The organism is Arthrobacter sp. AFG7.2 (assembly GCF_002892835.1).
Lineage (GTDB): Bacteria > Actinomycetota > Actinomycetes > Actinomycetales > Micrococcaceae > Arthrobacter.
Map to the genome: position 1 here is coordinate 36750 of NZ_PJMB01000014.1, position 22986 is coordinate 59735.

Sequence of the window (22986 nt, forward strand, 5' to 3'; positions counted from 1 at the left end):
AGTCGGTACGTCAGAGTGCTAACTCAATAATTAGCACTCTGCCGGATAGAGTGCAAGCGAATACGCGGCGAAAGGGGCCTTTCCTGGCTGCCTTCGCCAAGGGCGATCACTTCGCTGCGCGGCCCGCCGTTTCCAGTCCGGTGGCCGTCGGAATGTTGTCCGCCCCGTAAGTGAACACAGTAAAAGTGGCGGACGTGATATCGCCGTTGACGTCGAAAGCGACCGGACCCGATTCGCCGTCGTAATTAATGTCCTCGCCGGAGGCCTTAGCCGCAAGGCACTCCCTGTAGCTGGAACATGGCGGCGCCGCTTCCGCGCCACCTGCCCCCTCGGCCGTCCCGCCCGACACCGCAATCAGGCTTGCGGCGATGGAGCGGCCGGCGTCATCCTCGGCCCTGGCCGCTGCGAGCGCGGCAAGGTTTACGGCGTCGTAGGTCTCGGCGGCAAAGGACACGTCCTTCAGGTCCGGGTCAATGCCCAGCAGTCTTTCCTGGAACCCGGCCGAGGGGAGTTGCCCTGGTACGACTGCACGGGCACCTTCGAGGGCCTTGGCTCCCAGTTTGGAGCCGTACCGGCTGAAGGCACCGTCACTCAGCACGAGCTTCGAGCCGGCGAGGCCGGCGTTGTGCAGTTCAGCCAGGGCGCCGTGCGCGCCGTCACGGGCTATGACGATGACAGCGTCCGGATTTGCCTCGCGGGCTGATGTGGCGGCGCTTCCCGCTTCCCCTGGCGTGAACCCCGTCGCTGCGAGGACGTCCAGGCCCGCCTGTTCCGCGGAAGCGGAGACGGAAGCCGAAACACCGCTGCCGTAGGAGCCCTCCTGGTACATCACCACAAGGGACGTGGCACCGGCATCCTTGGCGAGTTTAACCAGCACGGGACCCTGTGCGACGTCGGCGGCGGCCGTCCGGAAGTAGTATCCGCCGCTTGCAATGCTGCTGAGCCCGGCCGCGGTATTGGCGGGCGAGATCAGCGGGGTCCTGGCCCTGGATAGGATGTCCACTGCTGCTGTGGCATGGCTGGAATCGGTAGGGCCAATGACGACGTCCGCTGCGGCCTGGACCAGTGCCTGCGCCTGCGCCGCCGGCTCCTGTCCGGCGTCAAAGGGCAGAAGTTCCACGGGCCGGCCTTTGTGCCCGCCGGCAGCATTGATGTCCTTAATGGCGAGTTTGGCGGCCGCTGCCTGGGGAGCGTTGAGGAAGCCGTTGGGACCGCTGTTGTCCAGGATGAGGCCAACGCGTAAGGTGCCGTCACCGGACGCCTCCGCTGTTTCCGTTCGCGCGTTACCTGTTACTCCCGAGCATGCGGTCAGGGCAAGTGAGCAGCCGACGACTGCTGCCAGTACCTGGCGGCCGGGCGCGGCAATGGAGAGCAGGTGCTTCACTCGGCAGGCCGGACGCTTTCCGCCTGCGGGCCCTTCTCGCCTTCGCCGACTTCGAGTTCTACGCGCTGCCCTTCATCCAGTGCGCGGTAGCCCTCGCCCTGGATAGCGGACCAGTGGACAAAAATGTCGTCGCCTGAGCCGTCAACGGTGATGAAACCGTAGCCCTTCTCCGCGTTGAACCACTTAACGGTTCCTCGTGCCATCATGACCACTCTCTCCACTAGGTCCGGGACGACGGCGCCCCGGCGCCGCCATCCGGTTGAAGCCTGGAAATCACTCTAGCCAAAGCCCGGCTCCAGCGCCGGGACCCTCTACGGCTGGCACCAAACGTTATAGACGCGCAATCCCCCTGGCCACAGGAGGGAACCGCCTGATGGACAGGTTATGCCCGGCTTATCGGTATCCGGGGCCCAGCACCACTACCAGCGGAACCTGGAATTCAGTACTGTTCACCACTGTGGGCACCCCCAAGAGTTCCGCAAGGGCCTGCGCGTTCCCAAGCTGCGCAGCTCCGGAGTAGAAGATGATGGAGCCCTGCTGCGGCGCACCCGCCCAGTTGCCGACCTGGCCCAGGGTCCAGCCGTCTGACTTGACGGTTCCGCCAACCCGGCTTGCCAGCCCGGCGGTTCCGGCGGCGTTGTACACCGCCACGGACTGCGTCTTGTCCACCGGCTCAGCCTGCTCAGTGGGTTCGGAGCCGGGCTCGTCGCCACCTTCCGGCGCGGCATCTTCGGAAGGGGCCGAGGGTTCAGGCTCGGCGGACGGGCTGTCTGATGCGCCGTGCGCGGCGGACGGGGTGGGCCCGGTCACCGCGAGTGGAGCTTCCACACTTGACGAGGCCTGGGTTGCCGGACCGCTGAATCCGAGCTTGGGCAGGATGAGGAAGGAAACCGCGCCGATGGCCAGTGCGACGATGCCTGCCGCCAGGATGGGCCAAAGCCGGGTCCGTGACGGAGCAGAGGCTGTGCGGTGAACACCTTGTCTCGACGCCGTCTCAGGGACCTTGTCGAACTCATCGCGGGCGTATTTGGTCATGGAAAAGAGACATCCTTGTGTGTAGCTGCTGAGGACTCAGCGTGAGCGTCTTATGCGTCGGACCCCAGGCGCCGTGCAGTGCGTGCACGGTGACGCGACGTACGTAGTCTACGCAATCTCTTGACCAGCATGGGGTCGTGGGCCAGCGCATCCTCGGTATCGATGAGGGCATTGAGGAGCTGGTAATAGTGCGTGGCGGACAGATCGAAGAGTTCCCGGATGGCCTGTTCCTTGGCACCGGCGTACTTCCACCACTGGCGCTCCAGTGCGAGCATCTGCTGGTCCCGTTCACTCAGCGGCGACTCCCGCAGCGTGAAGCCGGCCAGGAGGGACTGCGGGGCTTCCTGCTCCGACGGGAGCTCGCGGGCTGGTTCCGCCACGGCGCACACTCCTTAGCTGGTTTCCGAAAAATGTCTGACCCCCATGCTACGGACGAATAACACCCTTGTCATTTGGGCGGAGCACTGCTTCGCCGCCGGGGCATTGGGCCACCCTGCAAGAATAGGACGATGTTTGAACCAGACGCCTTGTTTGAGCTGGAGCACGATCCTGACGGCAGCGCCACCTTCGCCGGGCTGGCGGAGCTTCCTCTGGCAGAGCTCATGGCGCCCGACTGGGCCGCCGCGCTTTCGGGCGTGGAGGCTGAACTTCGCGGCGTTCTGCGTTTCGTGGCAGGCGAAGTGGCGGCCGGGCACCCTGTCCTGCCGGCGCCGTCGAACGTCCTGCGTGCCTTCCGCCAGCCGCTCGCGGACGTAAAGGTCTTAATCGTGGGCCAGGATCCCTATCCGACGCCCGGACACGCCGTCGGATTGTCCTTCTCCGTCGGTCCGCACGTCCGTCCCCTTCCCCGCAGCCTGGCGAACATTTACCGGGAGCTCGAAGCAGACCTGGGAATCCCCCCGAGAGTCCACGGCGACCTCTCCGCGTGGGCCGGGCAGGGGGTGCTGCTCCTGAACAGGGTGATGACGGTACGGGCGGGGTCTGCCGGTTCCCACCGCAGGAAAGGCTGGGAGGACATTACGACGGCGGCCGTCGAGGCCCTTGCCGCGCGGCGGGCACCGGACGGGTCACCGCTGCCTCTGGCAGCGGTGCTGTGGGGAAAGGACGCGGAGAGCGTACGCCGGCTTCTTCCAAGCGTCCCGGCGGTAGCAAGCGCCCACCCCAGTCCGCTGTCCGCGTCCCGCGGCTTTTTCGGTTCCCGGCCATTCAGCCGGGTCAACGCGCTGCTGCATGGGCAGGGTGCCGCGGACGTCATCTGGGAGCTTCCGCCGGCGCCCTAGCTTAGGCTTGCCTTATGAGCATTGTTCCCGCCGCCACAAGCGCCAGCAAGAAAAGCCGCCCCCAGATCAACCTCACGGTGATGCGCCGGGAACAGCTCACGCCGCACATGGTCAGGATTGTTGCCGGCGGAGACGGGTTTGCGGACTTCGTCAACAACGGCTTTGTTGACCGGTACGTCAAAATTGTCTTCCCGCAGCCTGGTGTTGAGTACTCCTCCCCGCTGGATCTGTGGAGCATCCGCGAGACCATGCCGCGGGAACAATGGCCCTTCACGCGCACGTACACGCTCCGTTGGGTGGATGTGGCGGCCCGGGAACTTGCCATCGATTTTGTGGTTCACGGCGACGACGGGTTGGCGGGGCCGTGGGCGGCCAAGGCACAGCCGGGCGACACCTTGGTCTTTACCGGCCCCGGCGGCGGATACAACCCGGACCCTGAAGCCGACTGGTACCTGTTCGCAGGCGACGAGGCCGCCCTGCCCGCCATTGCCGCCTGCCTTGAAGCCTTGCCGGCCAGCGCTGCCGGTGTGGCTTTCCTTGAGGTTGATTCCGACGCTGACGTCCAGCCCATAGCCGCCCCGTCGGGAGTAGACGTCCACTGGCTCTACCGCCACGGAGTCCCCGCCGGCGAAGGCAATCTCCTGGTGCAGGCAGTGGCCAACGCGGATTGGCCTGCCGGCAGGGTTGATGTTTTTGCCCACGGCGAGCGCGGCTACATGAAGGCGCTCCGGGACGTTCTCTTCGTGCAGCGCGGCCTCGAACGCAAGCAGGTGTCCCTGTCCGGCTACTGGGCCAAGGGCCGCGTTGAGGACGTTTTCCAGGCTGAGAAGAAACTGCCCGTCGGCCAGATCTGAGCAACTCAGATCTGGCTACAGCGGTTCCGGTCAGCGGCGGCGGGCGCGCCGCCGCTCGTTGCTGGCCAGGCTTCGGGTTAATGGCCTCGCCAGTGTATCCCCGAGCACGATCCCCCCGGCTGTGCCCAGCACGATGGCACCGGCGTTGAGCATCCCGCCGGCGCCGAGCAGGATCTCGGCCTCCTCGATGGTGAGCACGTACATCGACCGGAAGATGGTCAGGCCCGGCAGCAGGATCAGCGCCGCCGGCACTGCAACCACCAGCTGGGGTGCGCCCATCCTCAAGGCGACCACGCGGGCGAGCAGGCCGATCACCACGGCTGCAAGGGCGGGCGAGAACCGGTCCCCGACGCCCAGCAGGTTGCCGCCCAGCAGGACGAAGTAGCCTGCCACCCCCACGGCCGCGGTGGGGAGCAGGAGCTGCCAGGTAGTCTGCTCCGTGACCCCGATGGCCATCACCGCCACGGCAACGAGGATCACCAGCACCCAGAGGTCATAGGCGGGCGGGAAGGTCTGCGTCACGTCGATGCGCTGCATTCCGGTCAGCTCCCCCACGACGAAGGCGACGGCGATGCCTGCCACAATGGCCCCGAAGGTGAGCAGCGTGGACAGGAACCTGCCTGCCGCCGTCACTGGGAAGCCGTTGATGGCGTCCTGCACGGAGGAGACAAGGCGTCCCGTTGGCAGGAGCAGGAGGATGCCGCCCACCACTACAATGGCCGGCGATGTTGTCATGCCGAACTGCCAGAGGACCAGAGCCAGCAGTGTCACCACGAAGGAACAGCTGGCAGTGGTGAAGAAGTCCGGCACGCGCCACCGCCCCAGCTGGCGGGCCAGCAGGCTGACCCCGATGTTGGCTGCGAAGGCTATGGCAGAGGACACCGGTCCCCCGCCCAGGACAGCAACAAAGGCTGCGGCGAAAATTCCGAACGCCGCCGTCACCATCCAGCGCGGGAACGGCTTGGGACTGGTGATCGCCTCATCCAGCCGGCGGATCGCCTCGTCACGCCCCACTCCCCCGGCAACGATGTCCGTCACCAGCTGGTGGACCTTGGCGAGGCCTGCATAGTTGTTGGTCCAGGAGCGGACCACCCGCAGCAGCGAGATGGGCGTCTGGTCTTTGGGGGCGTAATTGATGCCCACCGACTGGTTTGTGATGTCCACTTCGATGTTCTTCAGGCCCAATGCCGCGGTGACGGCGATGATGCTGGTTTCCACCTCGAGGGCGCCTGCACCGTAGCGGAACATGGTTTCGGCCAGGTGCAGGGCGAAGTCCAGGGTCTTGCGGGCGGACGTGTCCACGCCTCCCACCTGGATCATGGGATTCGCGTAGGGGCTGCCGGTGAGCCTGTCCACGATACTCATGGGAGCCGTGGGCGGGTTCTCGCCCTGCACCAGGCGCCGCAGCATCCTCTTGGCGGCGGCGTTCTGGCGAAGTTGGGAGGGAGTCAGCGGCTCGGTTTTGGGCAGGCCGTCCGTACGCGGCCTTACCTTTGGGGTTCCGTCGCCGGGGTGATCAGGCCGCTCAGTCATGGGTCCTTCCTCCCGTCGTGGTGATGTTCAGAATGTCTCAGGTGGAGCGCTTGAATGGCAGCTTGCCCAGCAGGAGGCGGGCAGCGCCGGCCGCCGAGCGGGCCAATTTGTTGGCTTGGAACAGGGCTGGCCGGACAGGCATCACGAAGTCACCCACGAGCTGGACCACTTCCCCGCCGAACCCCTTCTTGAACTCGTAGCCGCCGTGGCCTTCCTCGTCCTGGCCCGAGATGCCGAACGTCCCGTAGAAGTTGTACCGCGGGTAGCCCTTTTCAAGGGCATGCAGCATCATGCCCCAGTACAGCGACGTGGCGCCGTTGAAGTAGATGTAGTCCTGCACGGTGCCGCCGATGACGCAGACCACTTCGTCGCCGTAGCAGACGAAATGGATGGCGGCCACGGTGGCCACGCCCACGGAATCAGGGAAGCGTTCGATGTCCTTCAGGCTTCGTTCGTAGCTGTCCACCAGGTCCTGGACCACTTTGAGCCGGTTGGCCTTTTTCTTGCTCCCGGTCTCTTCCACCTCACGGCGCAGTTCAGCGGCCGTCGCGGATTCCGCCTCCAGCCGCTCCGTGATGGACTTGCGGTAAGCGGGGATATCGATCTTGGCCATCATGAGTTTGGTGAACTCGGCGGACGTCGTACGGAGCAGTTGCTCATAGTAGGCACGTTCGCGGTACACGAAACCCTTTTCGTCACCGGCCCTGCTCAGGGCGCCATAAAACTCGTCGAGGGTCTCCAGCGTTGCCTGTTCCAGGAAGACGCCGTTCTTTTCCGCTTTGCGGATGGCCTTCCGGGTCCGGTAGCTGGTGCCCATGATCAGTTCTTCCTCGTCCTGGACGCCCTCCAGGCTCTTAATGAACATCCAGTTGACGTTGACGAAATTCATCTCCAGTCCCTGGTGTTCAAAGCCCAGCCCGCCGAGCTGTGCAACCAGGGGCCGGTTGTCCTCAACCTCGGGGTGTTCCGCGCCGTCAGCATCCCGCGCGATGTACTTGAGGTTCGGGGAGATCCGCAGTTCCGCGGCCTTCCGCTCCTGGGCATGCTTGCGGAGAAGTCCGACGACGGCGCGCACCAGGGCGGCGTCCGTGTAGTCCATGAGGGGGCCCTTGGCACATTCACACACGGTGTACCCCAGGCGGGTGGCAGTGAAGTTCAGTTTTCCGGCCGCAACCAGTTCACCGTCACGCCGGACACCGAAGAGTTCGAGCCGCTGGCCCCTGGCACGCTGGAAGCGCGCGAAGTCAATGGACTGCAGGAAGCTGTTCTGCGGGTGTTTCAGTGCGAACTGCTCGAATTCGGCATCGCTGAGCACAGCGAACTCCAGGTCGGAGGCGGTGGGTGCAGTCAAGGGTCTACCTTCTTCACGAATGAGTGGCCTGGCATCGGCCGGCTATTGGCAAGGTTTGGGATGGCGGCAGGACAGCGGGAAGCTGCGCCACTGCTTGAGGTCAGTAGAACTGTTGGCCGGTGCGGGCAGTTTCGATCCGGCGGAACACCTTTTCGGCCCCCTTGACCCAGAGCCGGTGTTTCAGGGGCGCAAGGACGTAGTCGTGGCAGCCAACAAAATCTGTCACCGTCTTGGTGAAGCTGGTCTTGAACATGCCCATGCCGTAAAGGTTGTGGCTCTTGTCCTTGATCCGGGTGGAGGGCGGGGTGCCGCAGAAGTCGTATTCCGTGCAGCCAAGTTCCTGCATTCGCCGGATCGCTGTCCACTGGACCAGGTGCGAATCGCCGTACTGCTTGCGGTTCTGGGTGGAACCGCCGTCCTTGTAGGTGGCCTTCGCTCCGTAATTGATGACGAACGCGCCCACACTGGGTTTGCCGTCCTCGTAGGTGAAGAAGAAATGTCCCTGACCGCGGTTGCAGAACTCGTCCCAGAAGGCCGCGTAGTACTCGTAGCTGCGCAGGGGCATTGAGCCCTTTGCCTTGACGGTGTCTGCCATCAGGTCATACAGGGCACGGTAGGTTTCCGGACCGTGTTCCTTGCGGACCACCTCGCAGCCTTCCCGCTCTGCGCGGCGAATGGCGTTGCGTGCGCGGGAGGAGATCGCTTTGAAGACAACTTCTTCCGGTCCGGAAATGTCCAGCAGCGCTGTGGAATCATTGGACTGGATGTTGGGCGCCTTGAGCAGGCCGGCCTCTGTCAGGTGCAGCTGCGCCTCGTCCGAATCCACGATGTCCGGTTCAATCTTGATGGTGAAGAGGCCGAGCTTCTGGCTGCGTGCAAAGGCGGCACATGCCTCCAGCCCGGCTTTGAGGTCCGCGGGCGACTCCAGGTCCGGCCCCTTGATGAGGTACCAGAGGCGGCCCAGCACCGGGAAGTTCTTTTCGAGCACCAGATTATAGCTGGCGGCTTTCCCGTCCTCCAGCACCAGGAAGCGGACTTTCCAGCCGCTGCCGTTCTTTACCGACGCGTACGCGGCTGACTGCAGCATATTTCCGCCGTGGGGGTTGGCCGTGACGTGCTTGTCCCAGTTTTCAATCTCTTCGGCTGTGGCAAAGCGTGCGGTAAATTCTCGCAAGGGGGCCGTGTCCAATCGGTTTCGTGCGCGGTTCGGTACTCGTGTCTGCGTGCGGACATGCAGCCTCAAGTCTAAAGCCTGATGCCGTCCCGGCTTTTCAGCAGCGCAGCCAGGTGGACGCCCTTGACTCGGGGAGGGCCGTTGGCAAGGGTGGAAGCATGAAGCCGAACCACGAAGAGTTGGCGTCCCAGCCGGACACGAGGGACCAGCCGTACAGCACCCGGGTCCAGGCCGTGGCCCTGCTTGGGTTCCTGGCGGCGTCCTTCCTGGTGGCCGGGCTCGGAGGGTTCTCTACAGCCAGCAATGTGGACGGCTGGTACTCCACTGCTGACAAGGCACCCTGGTCGCCGCCCAACTGGATTTTCGGGCCGGTGTGGACCCTGCTGTACACGGCCATGGCGGTTGCCGCGTGGCTGGTGTGGCGCAAGCGGGCTGCCAAAACCAGGCCGGCATTAGCCGTTTACGGGGTGCAACTGGTCCTGAATCTTGCCTGGACTCCGGTGTTCTTCGGTTTATACCCCGCGCTGGGTACCGCCGCTCTGTGGCTGGCGCTGGCCATCATTCTTGCCCTGATCGCTGCCGTCACGGTCACAGTTATCTACTTTGGGCCGATCAGCAGGACCGCCGGGCTGCTGCTGTTGCCCTACATTGCCTGGCTGGTGTTCGCTTCCAGCCTGAACTGGTGGGCTGCGCTCAACAACTGAAAGTCACGCTGCCGGCCTTTAGCATTCGACGACGTTGACGGCGAGGCCGCCCATGGCCGTTTCCTTGTATTTGGAGCTCATGTCCTTGCCGGTCTCCCGCATGGTCACGATGACCTCATCGAGGGAGACCCGGTGGGACCCGTCGCCCCAGAGCGCCATTTTCGCGGCGTTGATCGCCTTCGCCGCAGCAATCGCGTTCCGCTCGATGCAGGGCACCTGCACCAGTCCCCCGATCGGGTCACAGGTCAGGCCCAGGTTGTGCTCCATCGCGATCTCCGCCGCGTTCTCCACCTGTTGGGGTGTCCCGCCCATCACCTCGGCCAGGCCGGCCGCGGCCATCGACGACGCCGACCCCACCTCACCCTGGCACCCCACCTCAGCCCCCGAAATCGACGCCTGCTCCTTGTACAGCACCCCGACAGCGGCCGCGGCCAGCAAAAACCTGACGACGACGTCATCCCGGTCCTCCTGGGTGGCTTTGTCCATGCCCGGCGCGAAATGCAGCGCGTAATACAACACGGCAGGGATGATCCCCGCCGCCCCGTTCGTCGGCGCAGTCACCACCCGGCCGCCGGAGGCGTTCTCCTCATTGACCGCCAGGGCGATCAAGTTAACCCACTCCTGCCAATACTTCGGATCATGGAACTCGGTGTCCGCGCCCTCACCCTCCGGATCCTCCCCGGCGGGCCGGGCGGATTCCTTCCGCAGCCGGTCATACCAGTCCGGCGCCCGCCGGCGGACCTTTAACCCGCCCGGCAGCACACCCTCACGCTTTAGGGACGTGGCCACGCAGCCCTCCATGACGGAGTAGATATGCAGCAGGCCTTCGCGGATTTCTTCAGGGGTGCGGCTGTCTTCCTCGTTGACCCGCATCACGTCGCTGATACCGAGGCCCGTTTCCCGGCAGTGCTCCAGCAACTCCGCCGCCGTCCGGAACGGCAAGGGAAGTTCCTTCTTGGACTCCTCCAGCTCCTGCTGGGCTGCGTCCTCCTCGCCCTCGCGGACAATGAACCCGCCGCCCACCGAGAAGAACGTCGCCGTGTGCAGAACCCGGCCGCCGGCGTCGGAGACCGTAAACGTCATGCCGTTGGTGTGCCGCGGCAGGACCGTCAACGGCCGCAGCACCATGTCCTTCACCCCATACGGCAGGGGCACCGCACCGGCCAGCTGCAGCAGGCCCGTCTCCGCGATCGCGGCCAGGCGTTCCTCCACCTCATCGGGCAGGATCAACTCCGGATGAAACCCCTCCAACCCCAACAGGACCGCAGTCATCGTGCCATGGCCATGACCCGTCGCGGCGAGCGACCCGTACAGGTCCACCCGCAACGCCGCCACCTCCGCCAACACACCGGAGCCCTTCAACTCCTCAGCAAACTCAGCAGCAGCCCGCATCGGCCCCACAGTATGAGAAGACGAAGGCCCAATCCCGATCGAAAAAAGATCAAAGACACCAACAGCCATAACGGGTATTCCTAACTAAAGTTCATGGTCGGGTTGGGTGCGACCGGCCGAATTCCTCCGCGGGCTCGGTCGCGTGGACGCCCGCTGCGCGGACGTGACGCTCCCTTAGACGCCCGCCTCCGGAATCCGACCAGCCGCCTGCGCCCTCACCCAAGGTGCCAGGCCCGCAAGGGGCCGGCGGAGCCGGACTTTTCGAAAGCGTGCGTCAAAGCGACGAAGGAGCAGCACGCGTGAAAATGTCCGGTCCGGTGGCCCCGGACGAAACCGCGGAGGATGCCGGTCCCACCGGGCAAAGGTGACCACGCCAGCAGCACGCGTGAAAATGTCCGGTCCGCTGGTCCCGAAGCCAGGCATGGAGGATCCAGTTACTTGGCGCGTTTATAGAACGGCAGGTCGACGACTTCGAACGGCTCTGCCTTACCTCGCAAATCAATGTCCAGGGAAGTGCCAACGTCGGTGAACGCGACGTCGACGCAGGCCAGGGCGATCGGGTACCCAAGGGTGGGAGAAGGCTGGCCTGAGGTTACCTCACCTACGACGTTGCCGTCCTTGAGCACCGGGTAGTGCGCACGGCCCGCGCGCCTGCCGAGTCCTTTAAGGCCTACAAGCCTGCGTCCGGCAGTTGTACCTGCGCCGGCTTCCTTCCTGGCGGCGAGGGCTGCCTTGCCGACAAAGTCGCCTTCCTTGGAGAGCGCGACGACGGGTCCCAGGCCGGCGGCGAAGGGGTCGCCCTGCAGGGAAAGTTCGTTACCGTAGAGCGGCATGCCTGCTTCAAGGCGGAGGGAGTCGCGGGACGCCAGGCCCGCAGGGGTCAGCTCCCCGTCCTCCGCGATGGCGACGAGTGCCTGCCACAGGGCGGGGGCGTCGTCGTTCGGCACAAAGATCTCAAAGCCGTCCTCACCGGTATAGCCGGTACGGGCGAGCAGGAGATCCTGCCCCGCCCCGCCCACCAGGAACGGAACCTCCACGGCCGCGTAGTACTTCAACCCCGTCACCAGTTCGTGCTGTGCGGCCGGAACCAGGCGCAGGAGCAGTTCCTGCGCCCTGGGCCCCTGGACGGCGATCAGCGAGGTGTCTGCGGAAGCATCGTTCACCTGGACGTTGAATCCCGATGCACGCTCGGCCAGGGCCGCGGCCACGACGTCAGCGTTGCCTGCGTTGGGAACCACCAGGAACCGGTCCCCGCCGACCTCTCCGTCGCCTGGAACGGCAGGCCGGCGGTAGATGATGAGGTCGTCCATAATACCGCCGTCCTCATTGCAGATCAGCGAATACTTCGCCTTGCCCACCGCCATGGCGGAAATCTTTCCCACCAGGGCGTAGTCCAGGAAGGCTGCGGCGTCCGGGCCGGTGACCCAGACTTCGCCCATGTGGGACAGGTCGAACAGGCCGGCGCTCTTGCGGACGGCGTGGTGCTCGGCCAGTTCGGAGCTGTACTTCAGGGGCATCTGCCAGCCGCCGAAGTCGGTAAAGGACGCGCCCAGCTTCTTGTGTTCCTCGTGGAGGGCGGTGTACTTCTCAACCATGCTGGACCTCCTTAGTTCTCGAACTCGGACAATGGCGGGCAGGAGCAGATCAGGTTCCGGTCCCCGGCCGCGCCGTCGATGCGCCCAACGGGCGGGAAGTATTTGTCCTGCTTGAGCGACTTCACCGGGAATACGGCCTGCTCCCGGGAGTAGGCCCGGTCCCAGTCGCTGCTGATGGCGGCAGCGGCAGTGTGCGGCGCGTTCCGGAGCGGGCTGTCCGTCACGGAGAAGTCGCCGTCCGCCACCTGGTCGATCTCGGCACGGATCGCGATCATGGCGTCGATGAAGCGGTCGATCTCACCGAGGTCCTCGGACTCAGTGGGTTCCACCATAAGTGTGCCCGCCACGGGGAAGGACAGTGTGGGGGCATGGAAGCCGAAGTCGATGAGGCGCTTGGCCACGTCCTCGGCGGTAACGCCGGTCCTGGCGGTGAGCTCGCGCAGGTCCAGGATGCACTCGTGCGCCACCAGCCCGGCTTCCCCCGTGTACAGGACCGGGAAAAAGTCGTTCAGCCGAGCCGCGATGTAGTTCGCCGCGAGCAGCGCCGACTTGGTCGCCTCAGTAAGTCCCTGGCCGCCCATCAGCTTCACGTAGGCCCAGGAAATGGGGAGCACGCCGGCGGAACCGAATTTTGATGCGGAGATGGGAACGTCACTGCCTTCGGTCCAGGTTGCCGCGTTTCCGGGCATGAAGGGTGCGAGGTGCGCCTTGGCTGCAACAGGTCCGACGCCGGGGCCTCCGCCGCCGTGCGGGATGCAGAAGGTCTTGTGCAGGTTCAGGTGCGAGACGTCGCCGCCGAACTGCCCCGGCTGCGCCAAACCGACGAGGGCGTTGAGGTTGGCACCGTCAATGTAGACCTGGCCGCCGGCAGCGTGGACGGCGTCGCAGACCTCGCGGACGTCGGCGTCGTACACCCCGTGCGTGGACGGGTAGGTGATCATGATGCAGGACAGCGCGTCCTTGTTTGCCTCGATCTTGGCGTACAGGTCGGCGTGGTCGATGGTGCCGTCGGCGGCGGTGGCCACGACAACAACCTTCATTCCGGCGAGGACTGCGGACGCTGCGTTGGTGCCGTGGGCCGAAGCCGGGATCAGGCAGACGTTGCGCTGGTCATCCCCGCGGGAGCGGTGGTAGCCCCGAATGGCAAGCAGCCCGGCGAGCTCGCCCTGGGAACCGGCGTTGGGCTGGATGGAGACCTGGTCGTAGCCGGTGATCTCGGTCAGCTGCGCTTCCAGGTCCTCAATCAGTTCACGCCAGCCCTCGGTCTGGGAGTCCGGGGCAAACGGGTGGATCGAGGCGAACTCCGGCCAGGAGATGGCTTCCATCTCGGCGGTGGCGTTCAGCTTCATGGTGCAGGAACCCAGCGGGATCATGGTGCGGTCCAGCGCCAGGTCACGGTCGGAAAGCTTCCGGATGTAGCGGAGGAGCTGGGTTTCCGAGCGGTAGGTGTTGAACACCGGGTGCTGCAGGAAATCGGAGGAGCGCTCGACGGCGGCGTCCAGTCCGAAGCCGCCCGTCGCCTCAGCCGGCCCGGCACCAAAGGCGGCGAGAACGCCGTCCACGATTGCCGGCGTCGTGGTTTCATCGGTGGAGAAGCCGACGGTGTCCGCGTCGATGCTCCGCAGATTGATGCCGTTGGCCTCAGCCGCGGCAATGATGCCTGCCGCCTTGCCGGGAACAGAGACGGTGACGGTGTCGAAGAAGCTGGTGTGCAGCACCTCGAAGCCTGCGGCCTTGAGGGAAGCAGCCAGGCCCTTGGCGTGGCTGTGGGCGGAGTGGGCAATCGCCGTCAGGCCCTCCGGGCCGTGGTAGACCGCGTAGAAGGACGAGACGATGGCCAGCAGTGCCTGCGCCGTGCAGATGTTGGACGTCGCTTTTTCACGCCGGATGTGCTGCTCGCGGGTCTGCAGGGCCAGGCGGTAGGCCGGAGTCCCCGCGTTGTCCTTGGAAACACCCACCAGGCGGCCGGGCATCGAGCGCTCGAGGCCTTTCTGGACGGCCATGTAGGCGGCGTGCGGACCGCCGTAAAACAGCGGGACGCCGAAGCGCTGCGCCGAGCCGACGGCAATGTCCGCGCCCTGCTCACCGGGAGGCGTGATGAGGGTCAGGGCCAGCAGGTCCGCGGCAACGGTCACCAGGGCGCCGCGCTCTTTGGCGTCCGCAATCACGGAGGTGTGGTCAAAGACCCGGCCGGAAGCCCCTGGCTGCTGCAGGACGACGCCGTTGATGGCGCCGTCGGGCAGGCCGTTGGTGAGGTCGGCGATCTCCACCTCGAAGCCGAGGGCTTCGGCGCGGCCCTTCACGATGGCGATGGTCTGCGGCAGGCAGTCTGCATCCAGCACTGTCTTACCCTCGCGGGCATCTTTGTTCTTATTGGCCCTGCGCATCATGAGCACGGCCTCGGCCACGGCAGTGGCTTCGTCCAGCAGGGAGGCGTTGGCGATGGGAAGTGCCACCAGGTCCTGGACCATGGTCTGGAAGTTCAGCAGCGCCTCGAGCCGGCCCTGGGAAATCTCCGGCTGGTACGGGGTGTAGGCGGTGTACCAGGCCGGGCTCTCGAGGATGTTGCGGCGGATCACCGGCGGGGTCACGGTGTCGTAGTAGCCCTGCCCGATCATCTGCACCGCGGTCTTGTTCCTGGCAGCCAACCGGCGGAGTTCAGCAAGGGCCTGCACCTCGCTCAGCGCACCCGCCAATTCCAGCGGGGCGTCCTGCCTGATGTCCTTGGGGACAGCAGTATCAACCAGCGCGTCCACGGTGTCGTAGCCCACGGCCTTGAGCATGAAGCCGACGTCGGAGTCGCGACGGGCACCAATGTGCCGGTCAACAAAGGCAGCGGCAGAAGCCGGGGCGGCGGTGGCCCGGGTGGTGGCGGAGGCCGGAGATACAGTCACGAGGAACTCCATAACTAAGGCGGCGCAGGGTACGCCACATCGATTCGTGTTCCTCCCCGCTCTGTATTGGACCTGAGAGTTTCCGCGTTGCCGCCCTGAGCCGGCCCCGCTTGCACCGTCGGTGAACACAACTGTCCGGATTCCCTGGAGGGGATCCGCGCGGACAACCTGCTGCTTTCCAGAGGTGCCTCGCCGCGGCGGTACATGGGCCTGTGAGATTCCTGGGGAGGTTTTGCTCCTACGGCGCCTGCTTGTACCTTCTGGCAGAACTCTCCCGCCGCAGATCAAAGGCTATTCATTTGAATTGTTTTTGCGGGCGCCGGTGGCGGTCCACACATGGCTAATTGTCCTATGCAGTGGGCCACGGGGCAAATAGCAGTCAGCTCCTCAGCCGCTCCACTGCTGCGAGAAGTTCCTGCACGTCTTCCCGCCTGCCCGCGGCGTTCCCGGCCGGGCCGCTTTCCCACATGGCGTTGAAATACAGCCCATCCCCCATGTAAAGCACCGCCTTTGCCATGGCCTTTCCCACATCCTTTCCGATGAGTTCCAGCCACTGCTGCTGGATGGCGGCGAAGCGGCGCCGGGCGTCCTCGTGCGCCACCTCCGCCAGGCGGGTGGCAGCAACGAACGAGCGGTCCATGGGCGTATCGGACCAAAGTGATGACCGGATGAAATAGGCAGCAGCACCCTCCGGCGCGGCGGCCATGGCGGCCAGGTCCTCCCCCGCCAGCCGGTCCAGCCGTTCAAGCGTGGCTGTGATCAGCGCTTCCTTGTTGGGGAAGTGGTACAGCAGGCCACCCTTGGAGACTCCGGCCCGCTTGGCCACCGCGTCCAGCGTGGCGGCCCTTTCCCCCACATCGATGAGGAGTTCTTCAAAGGCGTCGAGAACGGCATCCCGCGCTACTGGTTTTCTGGCCATGGTTCCCATCATCCATTGTCAGGATTTGATTTCTTAACTGTACCGTCTGGACGGTATAGTTATTTCATGACATTCTCCGCCCCTCCCCGCGCCGGGACCACCATCCCGCCTTCCGGCCAGCACCTTAGGGGCACGTGGCGGGACTGGCTAGCCCTGGGATTGCTGATGTTCCCCGTCCTCTTGGTTGCAGTGGACAACACAGCGCTGACGTTCGCCTTGCCCGCCATTGCGGGGGCGCTGCGCACCTCGGGCGTTGAGCTCCTCTGGATCGTCGACGCCTATCCGCTGGTCCTGGCCGGGCTGCTGGTTGCCATGGGGAGCCTGGGCGACAGGATCGGACGACGGCGGCTGCTTATTATCGGGAGCATTGGTTTTGCAGCGGTATCGGCAGTGACCGCTTTTGCTCCCAGCGCCGCATGGCTCATCGCAGGCAGGGCGGCGCTGGGTTTCTTCGGCGCCATGCTGATGCCCTCAACCCTGTCCCTGATCCGCAACATCTTCCCGGACCCCAGCCGGCGGCGGCTGGCCATCGCCATCTGGGCGGCCGGTTTTTCGGGCGGCGCGGCCCTGGGCCCAATCTTTGGCGGGTGGCTCGTGGAGCAGTTCTGGTGGGGAGCAGTCCTCCTGGTGGCCGCGCCCCTCATGCTGCCGCTCCTGGTCCTCGGCCCCGCCTTCATCCCGGAATCCAGGGATCCGTCCCCCGGGAAAGTGGACGTGCCCAGCATCCTGCTTTCGCTGTTCACGATGGCTCCCGTGGTCTTTGGAATCAAGGAATTTGCCACTGAAGGCCCCGGCGCCGCAGCCGTGGGAACCACAGCGTTCGGGCTGGCAATGGGCGTCGCTTTTGTTCGCCGGCAGCAGCGGTTGGCCAGCCCCCTGCTGGATATGACCCTGTTCCGGAACAGGGTCTTCAGCATGGCCATTGCGGCCAACGTCCTGGCGTTGTTCTCCTTCAACGGATTTATCCTCTTCCTTGCCCAGCACCTCCAGCTCATCGAGGGAATGTCCCCCTCCGCGGCCGGAATGGCCATGATCCCGGCCCTGGCGGCTACCGTGGTGGCCGGCCTGGCCGTAGTTCCGGTGGTCAGGAAGATCCGCCCCGGCTTCGTGGTTGCGGCAGGGCTTGCCATGAGCGCTGCCGGCTACAGCCTGGTGACCTTTGGCAGCGGCGCCGGCGGTTCCTCACTGCTGCTGGCCGCGCTGCTGATCCTCGCGCTGGGCGTAGGGACCGCCGAAACAATTTCCAATGACCTCATCCTGGGAAGCGCACCGCCGGAAAAGTCAGGGGCGGCGGCAGCAATTTCCGAGACGGGCTATGAGGTCGGCGCGCTGCTGGGGACCGCAGTCCTGGGCTCAATCCTCACGGCGTCCTACCAGCAAAACCTGCGGCTTCCGGCCGGCATCGCTGAAGCGGCCCCCGCCCAGGGAATGCACGCCGCCGAAACCCTGGCCGGCGCCATGGAATTGGCGGCCGGCCTGCCGCAGCCCCTGGCCGACGCTGTCCGGCAGGCCGCCGGGACGGCTTTCGATTCGGGAGTGCACATCACCGCAGCGATTGGGCTGGTACTGATGGCGACGGCGGCAGTCCTGTCCGCCGTCGTGCTTCGGAAAGTGCCCAAGGCAGTCAAGTGAAAACGGCCCTCCGGGCGGTGGCCGCGGACAGCAAAAGGCGCCCGCCCACAGAGTGTCACTCCGGGGACGGGCGCCAGGCGGTGCTCCCGCCGGGGGATTACTACTTTGCGTCGGGGGCCGTCACGCTCGCGGTGGGCTTCATGTTTTCAGCGTTGACCATCCAGGCGAACTGCTCCAGCTTGGCAATGAACTCGTGCAGCAGGTCTGCAGTGGTGGGATCCTCTTCATCCACTTCATCATGAACCTTGCGCATGGTTCCCACAGCAGCCTCGAGGGCAGCGACGATGCGCTCAATGGCGTCCTTGGTGCTGATCAGCCCTTCAGGGAACTGGGCCAGGCTTGTGGACTCCGCCACGGTGGAGCTGCGGCCATCCGGCAGCGCGTGCAGGGCACGCATCCGCTCTGCGGTGTCGTCGGCAAACTGGCGGGCAGCGTCTACGATTTCATCCAGCTGCAGGTGCAGGTCCCGGAAGTTGGTTCCCACGATGTTCCAGTGCGCCTGCTTGCCCTGGATGTGCAGCTCGATCAGGTCGGCGAGCACGGCCTGCAGGTTGTTGGTCAGTGTCGGTGAAGCTTTCATGCATCCTCCTCAATGGGTCCAGTAGTCCTGACGCTATCAGGACCGCGGTACACGGAGGCCGTTGCCGGGGGGATTTCTCAGTGAGCTTACTAATGACGGGATGCAGACATAAACGAACGCCGTTCATATTTTCCCTTGCGTCCTGCGTCACATCCCCGCATACTAAATGAACGCCATTCATATAGTGACTCCCGTCTCAACATCTCCCAGAAAGTGGTGCCATGACCGAGACCATCCGCACCAGCACCTCAGCTCCCGTCAACAGGCGGCACTCGCCTGCCACTGGCGGCATCAGCCCCAAAGGCCTGAAGGGCGGGCAGCTTGGGCTCCTCGCCGTCGTCGTCCTTGGCATTTCCACGATCGCTCCGGCATACACCCTTACCAGCGCCCTTGGCCCAACCGTCAATGAAGCCGGCCTCCAACTGCCTGTCATCTTCCTGATCGGATTCATCCCCATGATCCTGGTCTCGCTGGCCTACCGGGAACTCAACGCCGATTCCCCGGACAGTGGCACCACCTTCACCTGGGTCACCAAGGCCTTCGGCCCCTGGGTGGGCTGGATGGGAGGCTGGGGCCTCCTGGCAGCGAACATCATTGTGCTCTCCAACCTTGCGGGAGTCGCCGTCGACTTCTTCTACCTCTTCCTCTCGCAGCTGACCGGCTCACCGGAGCTCGCCGATCTGGCAGCCAACAAGGCAGTGAACGTGCTGACCTGCTTTGTCTTCGTGGCGCTGGCGGTCTGGGTCAGCTACCGCGGCCTCCACACCACCAAGCTGGTCCAGTACAGCCTGGTGGGATTCCAGCTGCTGGTCCTTGGCCTGTTCGTGGGCATGGCCTTCGCCAACTGGTCATCGTCGGAAACCGCCATCCCCTTCAGCTGGGAGTGGTTCGACGTCACCAAAATCGAGACCTTCGGGCAAATCGCCGCCGGCATCTCGCTGTCCATCTTTGTCTACTGGGGCTGGGACGTCTGCCTGACTGTGAATGAGGAAACGACCAACGGAAAGAAGACATCAGGCCTTGCCGGAACCCTTACTGCCATCATTGTCCTTGCCATCTACCTGCTGGTAAGCATCGCCACCATGATGTTCGCCGGCGTCGGCGATACCGGCAACGGCCTGAACAACACCGAGATCCACGAAAACATCTTCACTGCCCTCGCCTCTCCGATCATGGGTCCCTTCGCCATCCTCATGTCCATGGCCGTCCTGTCCAGTTCCGCTGCCTCCCTCCAGTCCACCTTCATGTCGCCCTCGCGCAGCCTGCTGGCGATGGGGCACTACGGGGCGCTGCCTAAGAGCTTCAGCCGGGTCAGCAGCAGATTCGCGACGCCGGGCTTCGCCACCGTGGCTGCCGGCATCGTCTCCGCCGGCTTCTACGCCGTCATGCACGTGGTCAGCGAAAACGTCCTCAACGACACCATCCTCGCGCTTGGGCTGATGATCTGCTTCTACTACGGACTCACCGCCCTGGCCTGCGCCTGGTACTTCCGCCACAGCGTCTTCACCAGTGCCCGCAACCTCATCCTGCGGCTCCTGTGCCCTGTCCTGGGCGGCGTAGGCCTGTTCGTGGTGTTCGGCCAGACGGCCGTGGACAGCCTGGCACCTGAGTTTGGCAGCGGCTCGGAGGTCTTCGGCGTGGGCCTGGTCTTTGTCCTGGGCGTCGGAATCCTTGCCTCTGGCGCCGTTTTCATGCTCATCATGGCCCGGGTCCGTCCCGGTTTCTTCCGCGGGGAAACGCTCAGGCGCGATACTCCGGCGCTGGTGGTGCCGGAGTAGGACGCCGGACTCAACCCAACAGGTCAGGCAAATGGTGCCGTTTCCCGTTTTCGCGGGGAACGGCGCCTTTTGCGTCTACAGCCGATGGTCACCAGTAGTGTGCAACGTCAACCACCAGCCGGGACCCTGAACCCGGCCCGTCAAGAGTGAAGACCCGGAACGGAAGGCGTGCCCGGACGCCGACGCCGACGCTGGTGTAGCCTTCGAAGCTGCCGGCCCAGGCCAACTGGCGGAAGGTCTGGTAGCGGGCAACGTTGGAGAGCTCAGCCTGGTCGGACGGGTTATATGTGCCATTGCCAGTGCCGTCGTAGGCCGGGGCATTGATCGTCACCTGCAGGCGCGCATTCCCCCGGACCGGAATGGTGAAACCGGACCCGTCCTGCACTATCTGGGGTACGTAGCGCACCGTGTACCCGGCGGCGGGGCCGTTGAGATCCACCACCATACGGTCGAAGCAGTAGTGCTGCCCGGTCCGGATGTTGGTGACATTGGCGGTGCTCATGCCCCGGTCGGCCTTCGTCAGAGACCCCCAGGCGAGCCCGCAATACGATGTGGTTGCCGAGGCGGGCCCCGGTGCCACGATTCCCAGCCCGGCTGCCAGGAGGATGGCAGCCAGCCAGGTGGAGAACTTTTTCATTGTTGAGCCACCCATGTGTGGAGTGATTGGATAGCTCAAGGGTAGGAGCGTTTACGGCACAGATCGAGGCCTGTGGCCGCTTCGCCACGCAACCGTTAAGGAGCGCCGCTGCGCGTCACGCCCACATACATCCAGGCGGCGGAAACAGGCTGTTCTTCACCGTTTCGGCGCCATTTCTGCACCCGGCCGTTACCGGGATAACGACGGCGGCAGGAGACGCAAAGCGCGGTCCACCCCTCGCGGGTGGCAGGCGCAGGGCAGGGTCAGCCTTCGCAGTCCCGGCAGTACTTCATGCCGTTCTTTTCGCGGGCAACCTGGGACCGGTGGCGGACCAGGAAGCATGATGAGCAAGTGAACTCATCTGACTGTTCAGGAACAACAATGACCGTCAGTTCCTCATTGGAAAGATCTGCGCCCGGCAGGTCAATGCCTTCGGCAGTGTCGTTCTCATCAAGATCAATGACTGCGGTCTGCGCGTTGCCGCCGCGCGAGGCCTGGAGGGCTTCCAGCGAGTCCGCCGGAGTTTCTTCCTCCTGCTTGCGTGGGGCATCGTAATCGGTAGCCATAGCGTGTTCACTTTCGTTGCTGCGCAGCACCATTTCCGGCACCTCAGTGAAGCAGTTTAGGGCATCATCCTGCTACCCGCGCAATAGTGTGCTTAAGCGGACTTTTCGCCGGACCCCGTCATGGATTCTGCATGGCTCCGCCGGGCGTGTTCTCCCCCGACCGCCACCCCGCTCAGGGCCGGCAGCCAGCCCCAGCGCGTTGCGGCCCCCAGGGCATCGGCCGCCTCCTGGCCTGCCTCATACGTGAAGAGGTCAAGCAGCTGTGCACGGAAGGACTGAAGAACATGTGCGATCATGCCTGCAACCTACGCAGCGATTGTTGTGCCCGTGTTTCCGGCCCGTCTCTCCCGCATTAAGTCATAGGGCCGGCAGCGATCCGGCCGGTTCGGGATGCGCGCGTGTATCGCGGCCCCAGGCACCGCTAGGTTTCCGATATCCCCTGGGATGCCGTGTCCGCCTGCGAGCGCTGGCGTCGGCTCAACAGGATAAACGGTGCGGCAATCAGCTGCACTGCCCCGCCCACCGCCAGCGACTCAGGGTAGCCATAGAGGTCGGCGGTCCGGCCCAGCGCCGGCTGCACCGCCACTCCCCCGGCCGAGCCCATCAGGGAATCGAAGCTAAGCACCGTGGCGCGCTGCTTGGACGCAATCATGTCGTTCAGGTAGGCCTGCCGCACGGGAGTGCCGGCCGAGGAGACAACAGCCCAGAGCGCCAGGAGCGCCAGTGCCAGCCAAAAAACATCGGTGAACATCAGGACCACCAGGATGAGTGCGCTGATGATATTGGTGGCGATCAGCACGCTGGTCCGCCGCTTGACGAGTTTCCGGACGCGTGGCGCCATCCATCCGCCCACAACGTCCGCCCCTGCCACCAGGGCGGCAGCGAGGCCGGCGATTGCGTAGGCCCGGGGATCTCCGAAAAGTTGGAGCAGGTACGGCTGGAGGGCGTAGAACACATAAATGCCCACGCCTTCGCTGAAGGGTGCGGCCAGCATGATGTACCGGACAGGCGGATGTTTGAGGCCGCCGTCCACCGATGCCTTGAGGACAGCCCGTGTGGCCCGCAGTGGGTGTGCCGAGCGCTCCGGGGTGAAGCCGACGTCGTGCATCAGCAGGAAGGCCACGACAAACATCGCCGCCAGTACGCCCACACGCACCAGGAACGGCACGCCCAGGTTGGTTGCCTGGGCGATGACCCCGCCCGCGACGGAACCTGCGAGCATCGCGATCCCGGTGACCATCTGGCCCCGGCCCAGCACGGCCTCCAGGCCGCCGTCGTAGCCGGAAAAGCGCAAGGCGTCCACCAGCCAGGCCTCCACGGCACCCGAAAAGAAGGTAAAGCCGAGGCCCAGCAGGACAGAGACGGCGGCCCACCACCAGAACGGAGCGGAGTTCTGCCACAGAAGGTAATACAGGAAGGTGGATGCGGACAGCGTGACGGTCCCCAGCAGGAAGGACACCCGTCGTCCCCACCCGTCCGCCACCACACCGGTGGGCACCTCGAAGAGCACCATGCCCACGGTGAAGAAGGCGTTTGCGGCGAAGGCCTCCAGGTTGCTCAACCCGGCGTCCAGCAAGAAGAGTGTGTTGATTCCCCAGATGAATGAGGCCGCCAGGGTATTTCCAAGGGTCAGCGTCAGGTATACCCGCTGGATCTTCCGGGCAGCGGCGTTCATAAC

Annotated in this window: 21 protein-coding genes and 1 riboswitch; of the genes, 5 read left to right on the plus strand and 16 right to left on the minus strand. The window is 64.8% G+C overall.

From position 1 onward, the window contains the following. Window positions 1-106: 106 nt before the first annotated feature. The 4 genes from CXX84_RS18085 to CXX84_RS18100 form a co-directional block, all read right to left on the minus strand. On the minus strand, window positions 107-1384 hold the full coding sequence (locus tag CXX84_RS18085; RefSeq protein WP_411266228.1) for an ABC transporter substrate-binding protein: 1278 nt from the start codon (window positions 1382-1384) through the stop codon (window positions 107-109). Next, window positions 1381-1587, minus strand: a complete 207-nt coding sequence (locus CXX84_RS18090) for a cold-shock protein (RefSeq protein WP_146031895.1) — start codon at window positions 1585-1587, stop codon at window positions 1381-1383. Before CXX84_RS18090 ends, CXX84_RS18085 begins: the two co-directional genes overlap by 4 nt. Window positions 1588-1777: 190 nt before the next feature. After that, a complete protein-coding gene (locus CXX84_RS18095; RefSeq protein ID WP_102978115.1) occupies window positions 1778-2419 on the minus strand; it encodes a LytR C-terminal domain-containing protein in 642 nt (213 codons plus the stop codon). Between the two features lie 50 nt (window positions 2420-2469). Beyond that, complete coding sequence (locus tag CXX84_RS18100) at window positions 2470-2799, minus strand: DUF3263 domain-containing protein (protein ID WP_102978116.1); 330 nt, start codon at window positions 2797-2799, stop codon at window positions 2470-2472. Between the two features lie 129 nt (window positions 2800-2928). On the opposite strand from CXX84_RS18100, the gene CXX84_RS18105 reads away from it, so the two are divergent. Both CXX84_RS18105 and CXX84_RS18110 read left to right on the plus strand, forming a co-directional pair. Then, the gene (locus CXX84_RS18105) at window positions 2929-3699 is read left to right on the plus strand and encodes a uracil-DNA glycosylase (RefSeq protein ID WP_102978117.1); all 771 of its coding nucleotides are present in this window, start codon (window positions 2929-2931) and stop codon (window positions 3697-3699) included. A gap of 14 nt (window positions 3700-3713) precedes the next feature. Continuing rightward, window positions 3714-4553: a siderophore-interacting protein gene (locus CXX84_RS18110; RefSeq protein ID WP_102978118.1), complete on the plus strand. Its 840-nt coding sequence runs from the start codon at window positions 3714-3716 to the stop codon at window positions 4551-4553. A 30-nt stretch (window positions 4554-4583) separates the two neighbouring features. Here CXX84_RS18110 and CXX84_RS18115 read toward each other — a convergent pair whose 3' ends face one another. The 3 genes from CXX84_RS18115 to CXX84_RS18125 all read right to left on the minus strand — a co-directional run bounded on the left by CXX84_RS18115 (window position 4584) and on the right by CXX84_RS18125 (window position 8611). Then, window positions 4584-6086: a threonine/serine exporter ThrE family protein gene (locus tag CXX84_RS18115; protein WP_102978119.1), complete on the minus strand. Its 1503-nt coding sequence runs from the start codon at window positions 6084-6086 to the stop codon at window positions 4584-4586. Window positions 6087-6123: 37 nt separating this feature from the next. Then, window positions 6124-7413, minus strand: a complete 1290-nt coding sequence (locus CXX84_RS18120; protein WP_102978143.1) for a peptidoglycan bridge formation glycyltransferase FemA/FemB family protein — start codon at window positions 7411-7413, stop codon at window positions 6124-6126. 124 nt (window positions 7414-7537) lie between these two features. Then, window positions 7538-8611, minus strand: coding sequence for a lipid II:glycine glycyltransferase FemX (locus tag CXX84_RS18125; RefSeq protein ID WP_102978120.1), 1074 nt, complete (start codon window positions 8609-8611; stop codon window positions 7538-7540). Between the two features lie 158 nt (window positions 8612-8769). Between CXX84_RS18125 and CXX84_RS18130 the strand changes: the two genes are divergently transcribed. Next, window positions 8770-9315: a TspO/MBR family protein gene (locus tag CXX84_RS18130; RefSeq protein WP_102978121.1), complete on the plus strand. Its 546-nt coding sequence runs from the start codon at window positions 8770-8772 to the stop codon at window positions 9313-9315. An 18-nt stretch (window positions 9316-9333) separates the two neighbouring features. Here the strand turns inward: CXX84_RS18130 and CXX84_RS18135 are convergent, their stop codons facing one another. The 4 genes from CXX84_RS18135 to CXX84_RS18150 form a co-directional block, all read right to left on the minus strand. Next, window positions 9334-10776, minus strand: coding sequence for an L-serine ammonia-lyase (locus CXX84_RS18135; RefSeq protein ID WP_102978122.1), 1443 nt, complete (start codon window positions 10774-10776; stop codon window positions 9334-9336). 365 nt (window positions 10777-11141) lie between these two features. Beyond that, window positions 11142-12302 carry a glycine cleavage system aminomethyltransferase GcvT gene (gcvT, locus tag CXX84_RS18140; RefSeq protein ID WP_102978123.1) on the minus strand — a complete coding sequence of 387 codons (1161 nt, stop codon included), beginning with the start codon at window positions 12300-12302 and terminating at the stop codon, window positions 11142-11144. An 11-nt stretch (window positions 12303-12313) separates the two neighbouring features. After that, window positions 12314-15208: an aminomethyl-transferring glycine dehydrogenase gene (gcvP, locus tag CXX84_RS18145; protein ID WP_102978124.1), complete on the minus strand. Its 2895-nt coding sequence runs from the start codon at window positions 15206-15208 to the stop codon at window positions 12314-12316. 176 nt (window positions 15209-15384) lie between these two features. After that, window positions 15385-15483: riboswitch (glycine riboswitch) on the minus strand. 92 nt (window positions 15484-15575) lie between these two features. Next, entirely contained in the window at window positions 15576-16115 is a 540-nt protein-coding gene (locus tag CXX84_RS18150; RefSeq protein ID WP_102978144.1) for a TetR/AcrR family transcriptional regulator, read from the minus strand. Between the two features lie 66 nt (window positions 16116-16181). Between CXX84_RS18150 and CXX84_RS18155 the strand changes: the two genes are divergently transcribed. Further along, the gene (locus CXX84_RS18155; RefSeq protein ID WP_102978125.1) at window positions 16182-17747 is read left to right on the plus strand and encodes an MFS transporter; all 1566 of its coding nucleotides are present in this window, start codon (window positions 16182-16184) and stop codon (window positions 17745-17747) included. A 100-nt stretch (window positions 17748-17847) separates the two neighbouring features. On the opposite strand, the gene CXX84_RS18160 is transcribed toward CXX84_RS18155, so the two are convergent. Then, window positions 17848-18327, minus strand: coding sequence for a Dps family protein (locus CXX84_RS18160; protein ID WP_102978126.1), 480 nt, complete (start codon window positions 18325-18327; stop codon window positions 17848-17850). Between the two features lie 221 nt (window positions 18328-18548). Between CXX84_RS18160 and CXX84_RS18165 the strand changes: the two genes are divergently transcribed. Then, on the plus strand, window positions 18549-20105 hold the full coding sequence (locus CXX84_RS18165; protein ID WP_102978127.1) for an APC family permease: 1557 nt from the start codon (window positions 18549-18551) through the stop codon (window positions 20103-20105). A gap of 88 nt (window positions 20106-20193) precedes the next feature. Here the strand turns inward: CXX84_RS18165 and CXX84_RS18170 are convergent, their stop codons facing one another. The 4 genes from CXX84_RS18170 to CXX84_RS18185 all read right to left on the minus strand — a co-directional run bounded on the left by CXX84_RS18170 (window position 20194) and on the right by CXX84_RS18185 (window position 22983). Further along, window positions 20194-20742, minus strand: coding sequence for a hypothetical protein (locus CXX84_RS18170; RefSeq protein ID WP_102978128.1), 549 nt, complete (start codon window positions 20740-20742; stop codon window positions 20194-20196). 263 nt (window positions 20743-21005) lie between these two features. Next, window positions 21006-21308, minus strand: coding sequence for a DUF4193 domain-containing protein (locus tag CXX84_RS18175; RefSeq protein WP_079597890.1), 303 nt, complete (start codon window positions 21306-21308; stop codon window positions 21006-21008). A 92-nt stretch (window positions 21309-21400) separates the two neighbouring features. Next, window positions 21401-21604: a hypothetical protein gene (locus tag CXX84_RS18180; RefSeq protein ID WP_102978129.1), complete on the minus strand. Its 204-nt coding sequence runs from the start codon at window positions 21602-21604 to the stop codon at window positions 21401-21403. A 125-nt stretch (window positions 21605-21729) separates the two neighbouring features. Beyond that, window positions 21730-22983: an MFS transporter gene (locus tag CXX84_RS18185; protein WP_102978130.1), complete on the minus strand. Its 1254-nt coding sequence runs from the start codon at window positions 22981-22983 to the stop codon at window positions 21730-21732. Window positions 22984-22986: the final 3 nt, after the last annotated feature.

Coding starts and splice junctions, on each gene's coding strand:
- CXX84_RS18130 (WP_102978121.1), top strand. CDS start 8,770: ATGAAGCCGAACCACGAAGAGTTGGCGTCCCAGCCGGACACGAGGGAC.
- CXX84_RS18150 (WP_102978144.1), bottom strand. CDS start 16,115: ATGGCCAGAAAACCAGTAGCGCGGGATGCCGTTCTCGACGCCTTTGAA.
- CXX84_RS18170 (WP_102978128.1), bottom strand. CDS start 20,742: ATGAAAAAGTTCTCCACCTGGCTGGCTGCCATCCTCCTGGCAGCCGGG.
- CXX84_RS18105 (WP_102978117.1), top strand. CDS start 2,929: ATGTTTGAACCAGACGCCTTGTTTGAGCTGGAGCACGATCCTGACGGC.
- gcvT (WP_102978123.1), bottom strand. CDS start 12,302: ATGGTTGAGAAGTACACCGCCCTCCACGAGGAACACAAGAAGCTGGGC.
- CXX84_RS18185 (WP_102978130.1), bottom strand. CDS start 22,983: ATGAACGCCGCTGCCCGGAAGATCCAGCGGGTATACCTGACGCTGACC.
- CXX84_RS18115 (WP_102978119.1), bottom strand. CDS start 6,086: ATGACTGAGCGGCCTGATCACCCCGGCGACGGAACCCCAAAGGTAAGG.
- CXX84_RS18160 (WP_102978126.1), bottom strand. CDS start 18,327: ATGAAAGCTTCACCGACACTGACCAACAACCTGCAGGCCGTGCTCGCC.
- CXX84_RS18180 (WP_102978129.1), bottom strand. CDS start 21,604: ATGATCGCACATGTTCTTCAGTCCTTCCGTGCACAGCTGCTTGACCTC.
- CXX84_RS18135 (WP_102978122.1), bottom strand. CDS start 10,776: ATGGCTGTTGGTGTCTTTGATCTTTTTTCGATCGGGATTGGGCCTTCG.
- CXX84_RS18090 (WP_146031895.1), bottom strand. CDS start 1,587: ATGGCACGAGGAACCGTTAAGTGGTTCAACGCGGAGAAGGGCTACGGT.
- CXX84_RS18175 (WP_079597890.1), bottom strand. CDS start 21,308: ATGGCTACCGATTACGATGCCCCACGCAAGCAGGAGGAAGAAACTCCG.
- CXX84_RS18155 (WP_102978125.1), top strand. CDS start 16,182: ATGACATTCTCCGCCCCTCCCCGCGCCGGGACCACCATCCCGCCTTCC.
- CXX84_RS18165 (WP_102978127.1), top strand. CDS start 18,549: ATGACCGAGACCATCCGCACCAGCACCTCAGCTCCCGTCAACAGGCGG.
- CXX84_RS18095 (WP_102978115.1), bottom strand. CDS start 2,419: ATGACCAAATACGCCCGCGATGAGTTCGACAAGGTCCCTGAGACGGCG.
- gcvP (WP_102978124.1), bottom strand. CDS start 15,208: ATGGAGTTCCTCGTGACTGTATCTCCGGCCTCCGCCACCACCCGGGCC.
- CXX84_RS18110 (WP_102978118.1), top strand. CDS start 3,714: ATGAGCATTGTTCCCGCCGCCACAAGCGCCAGCAAGAAAAGCCGCCCC.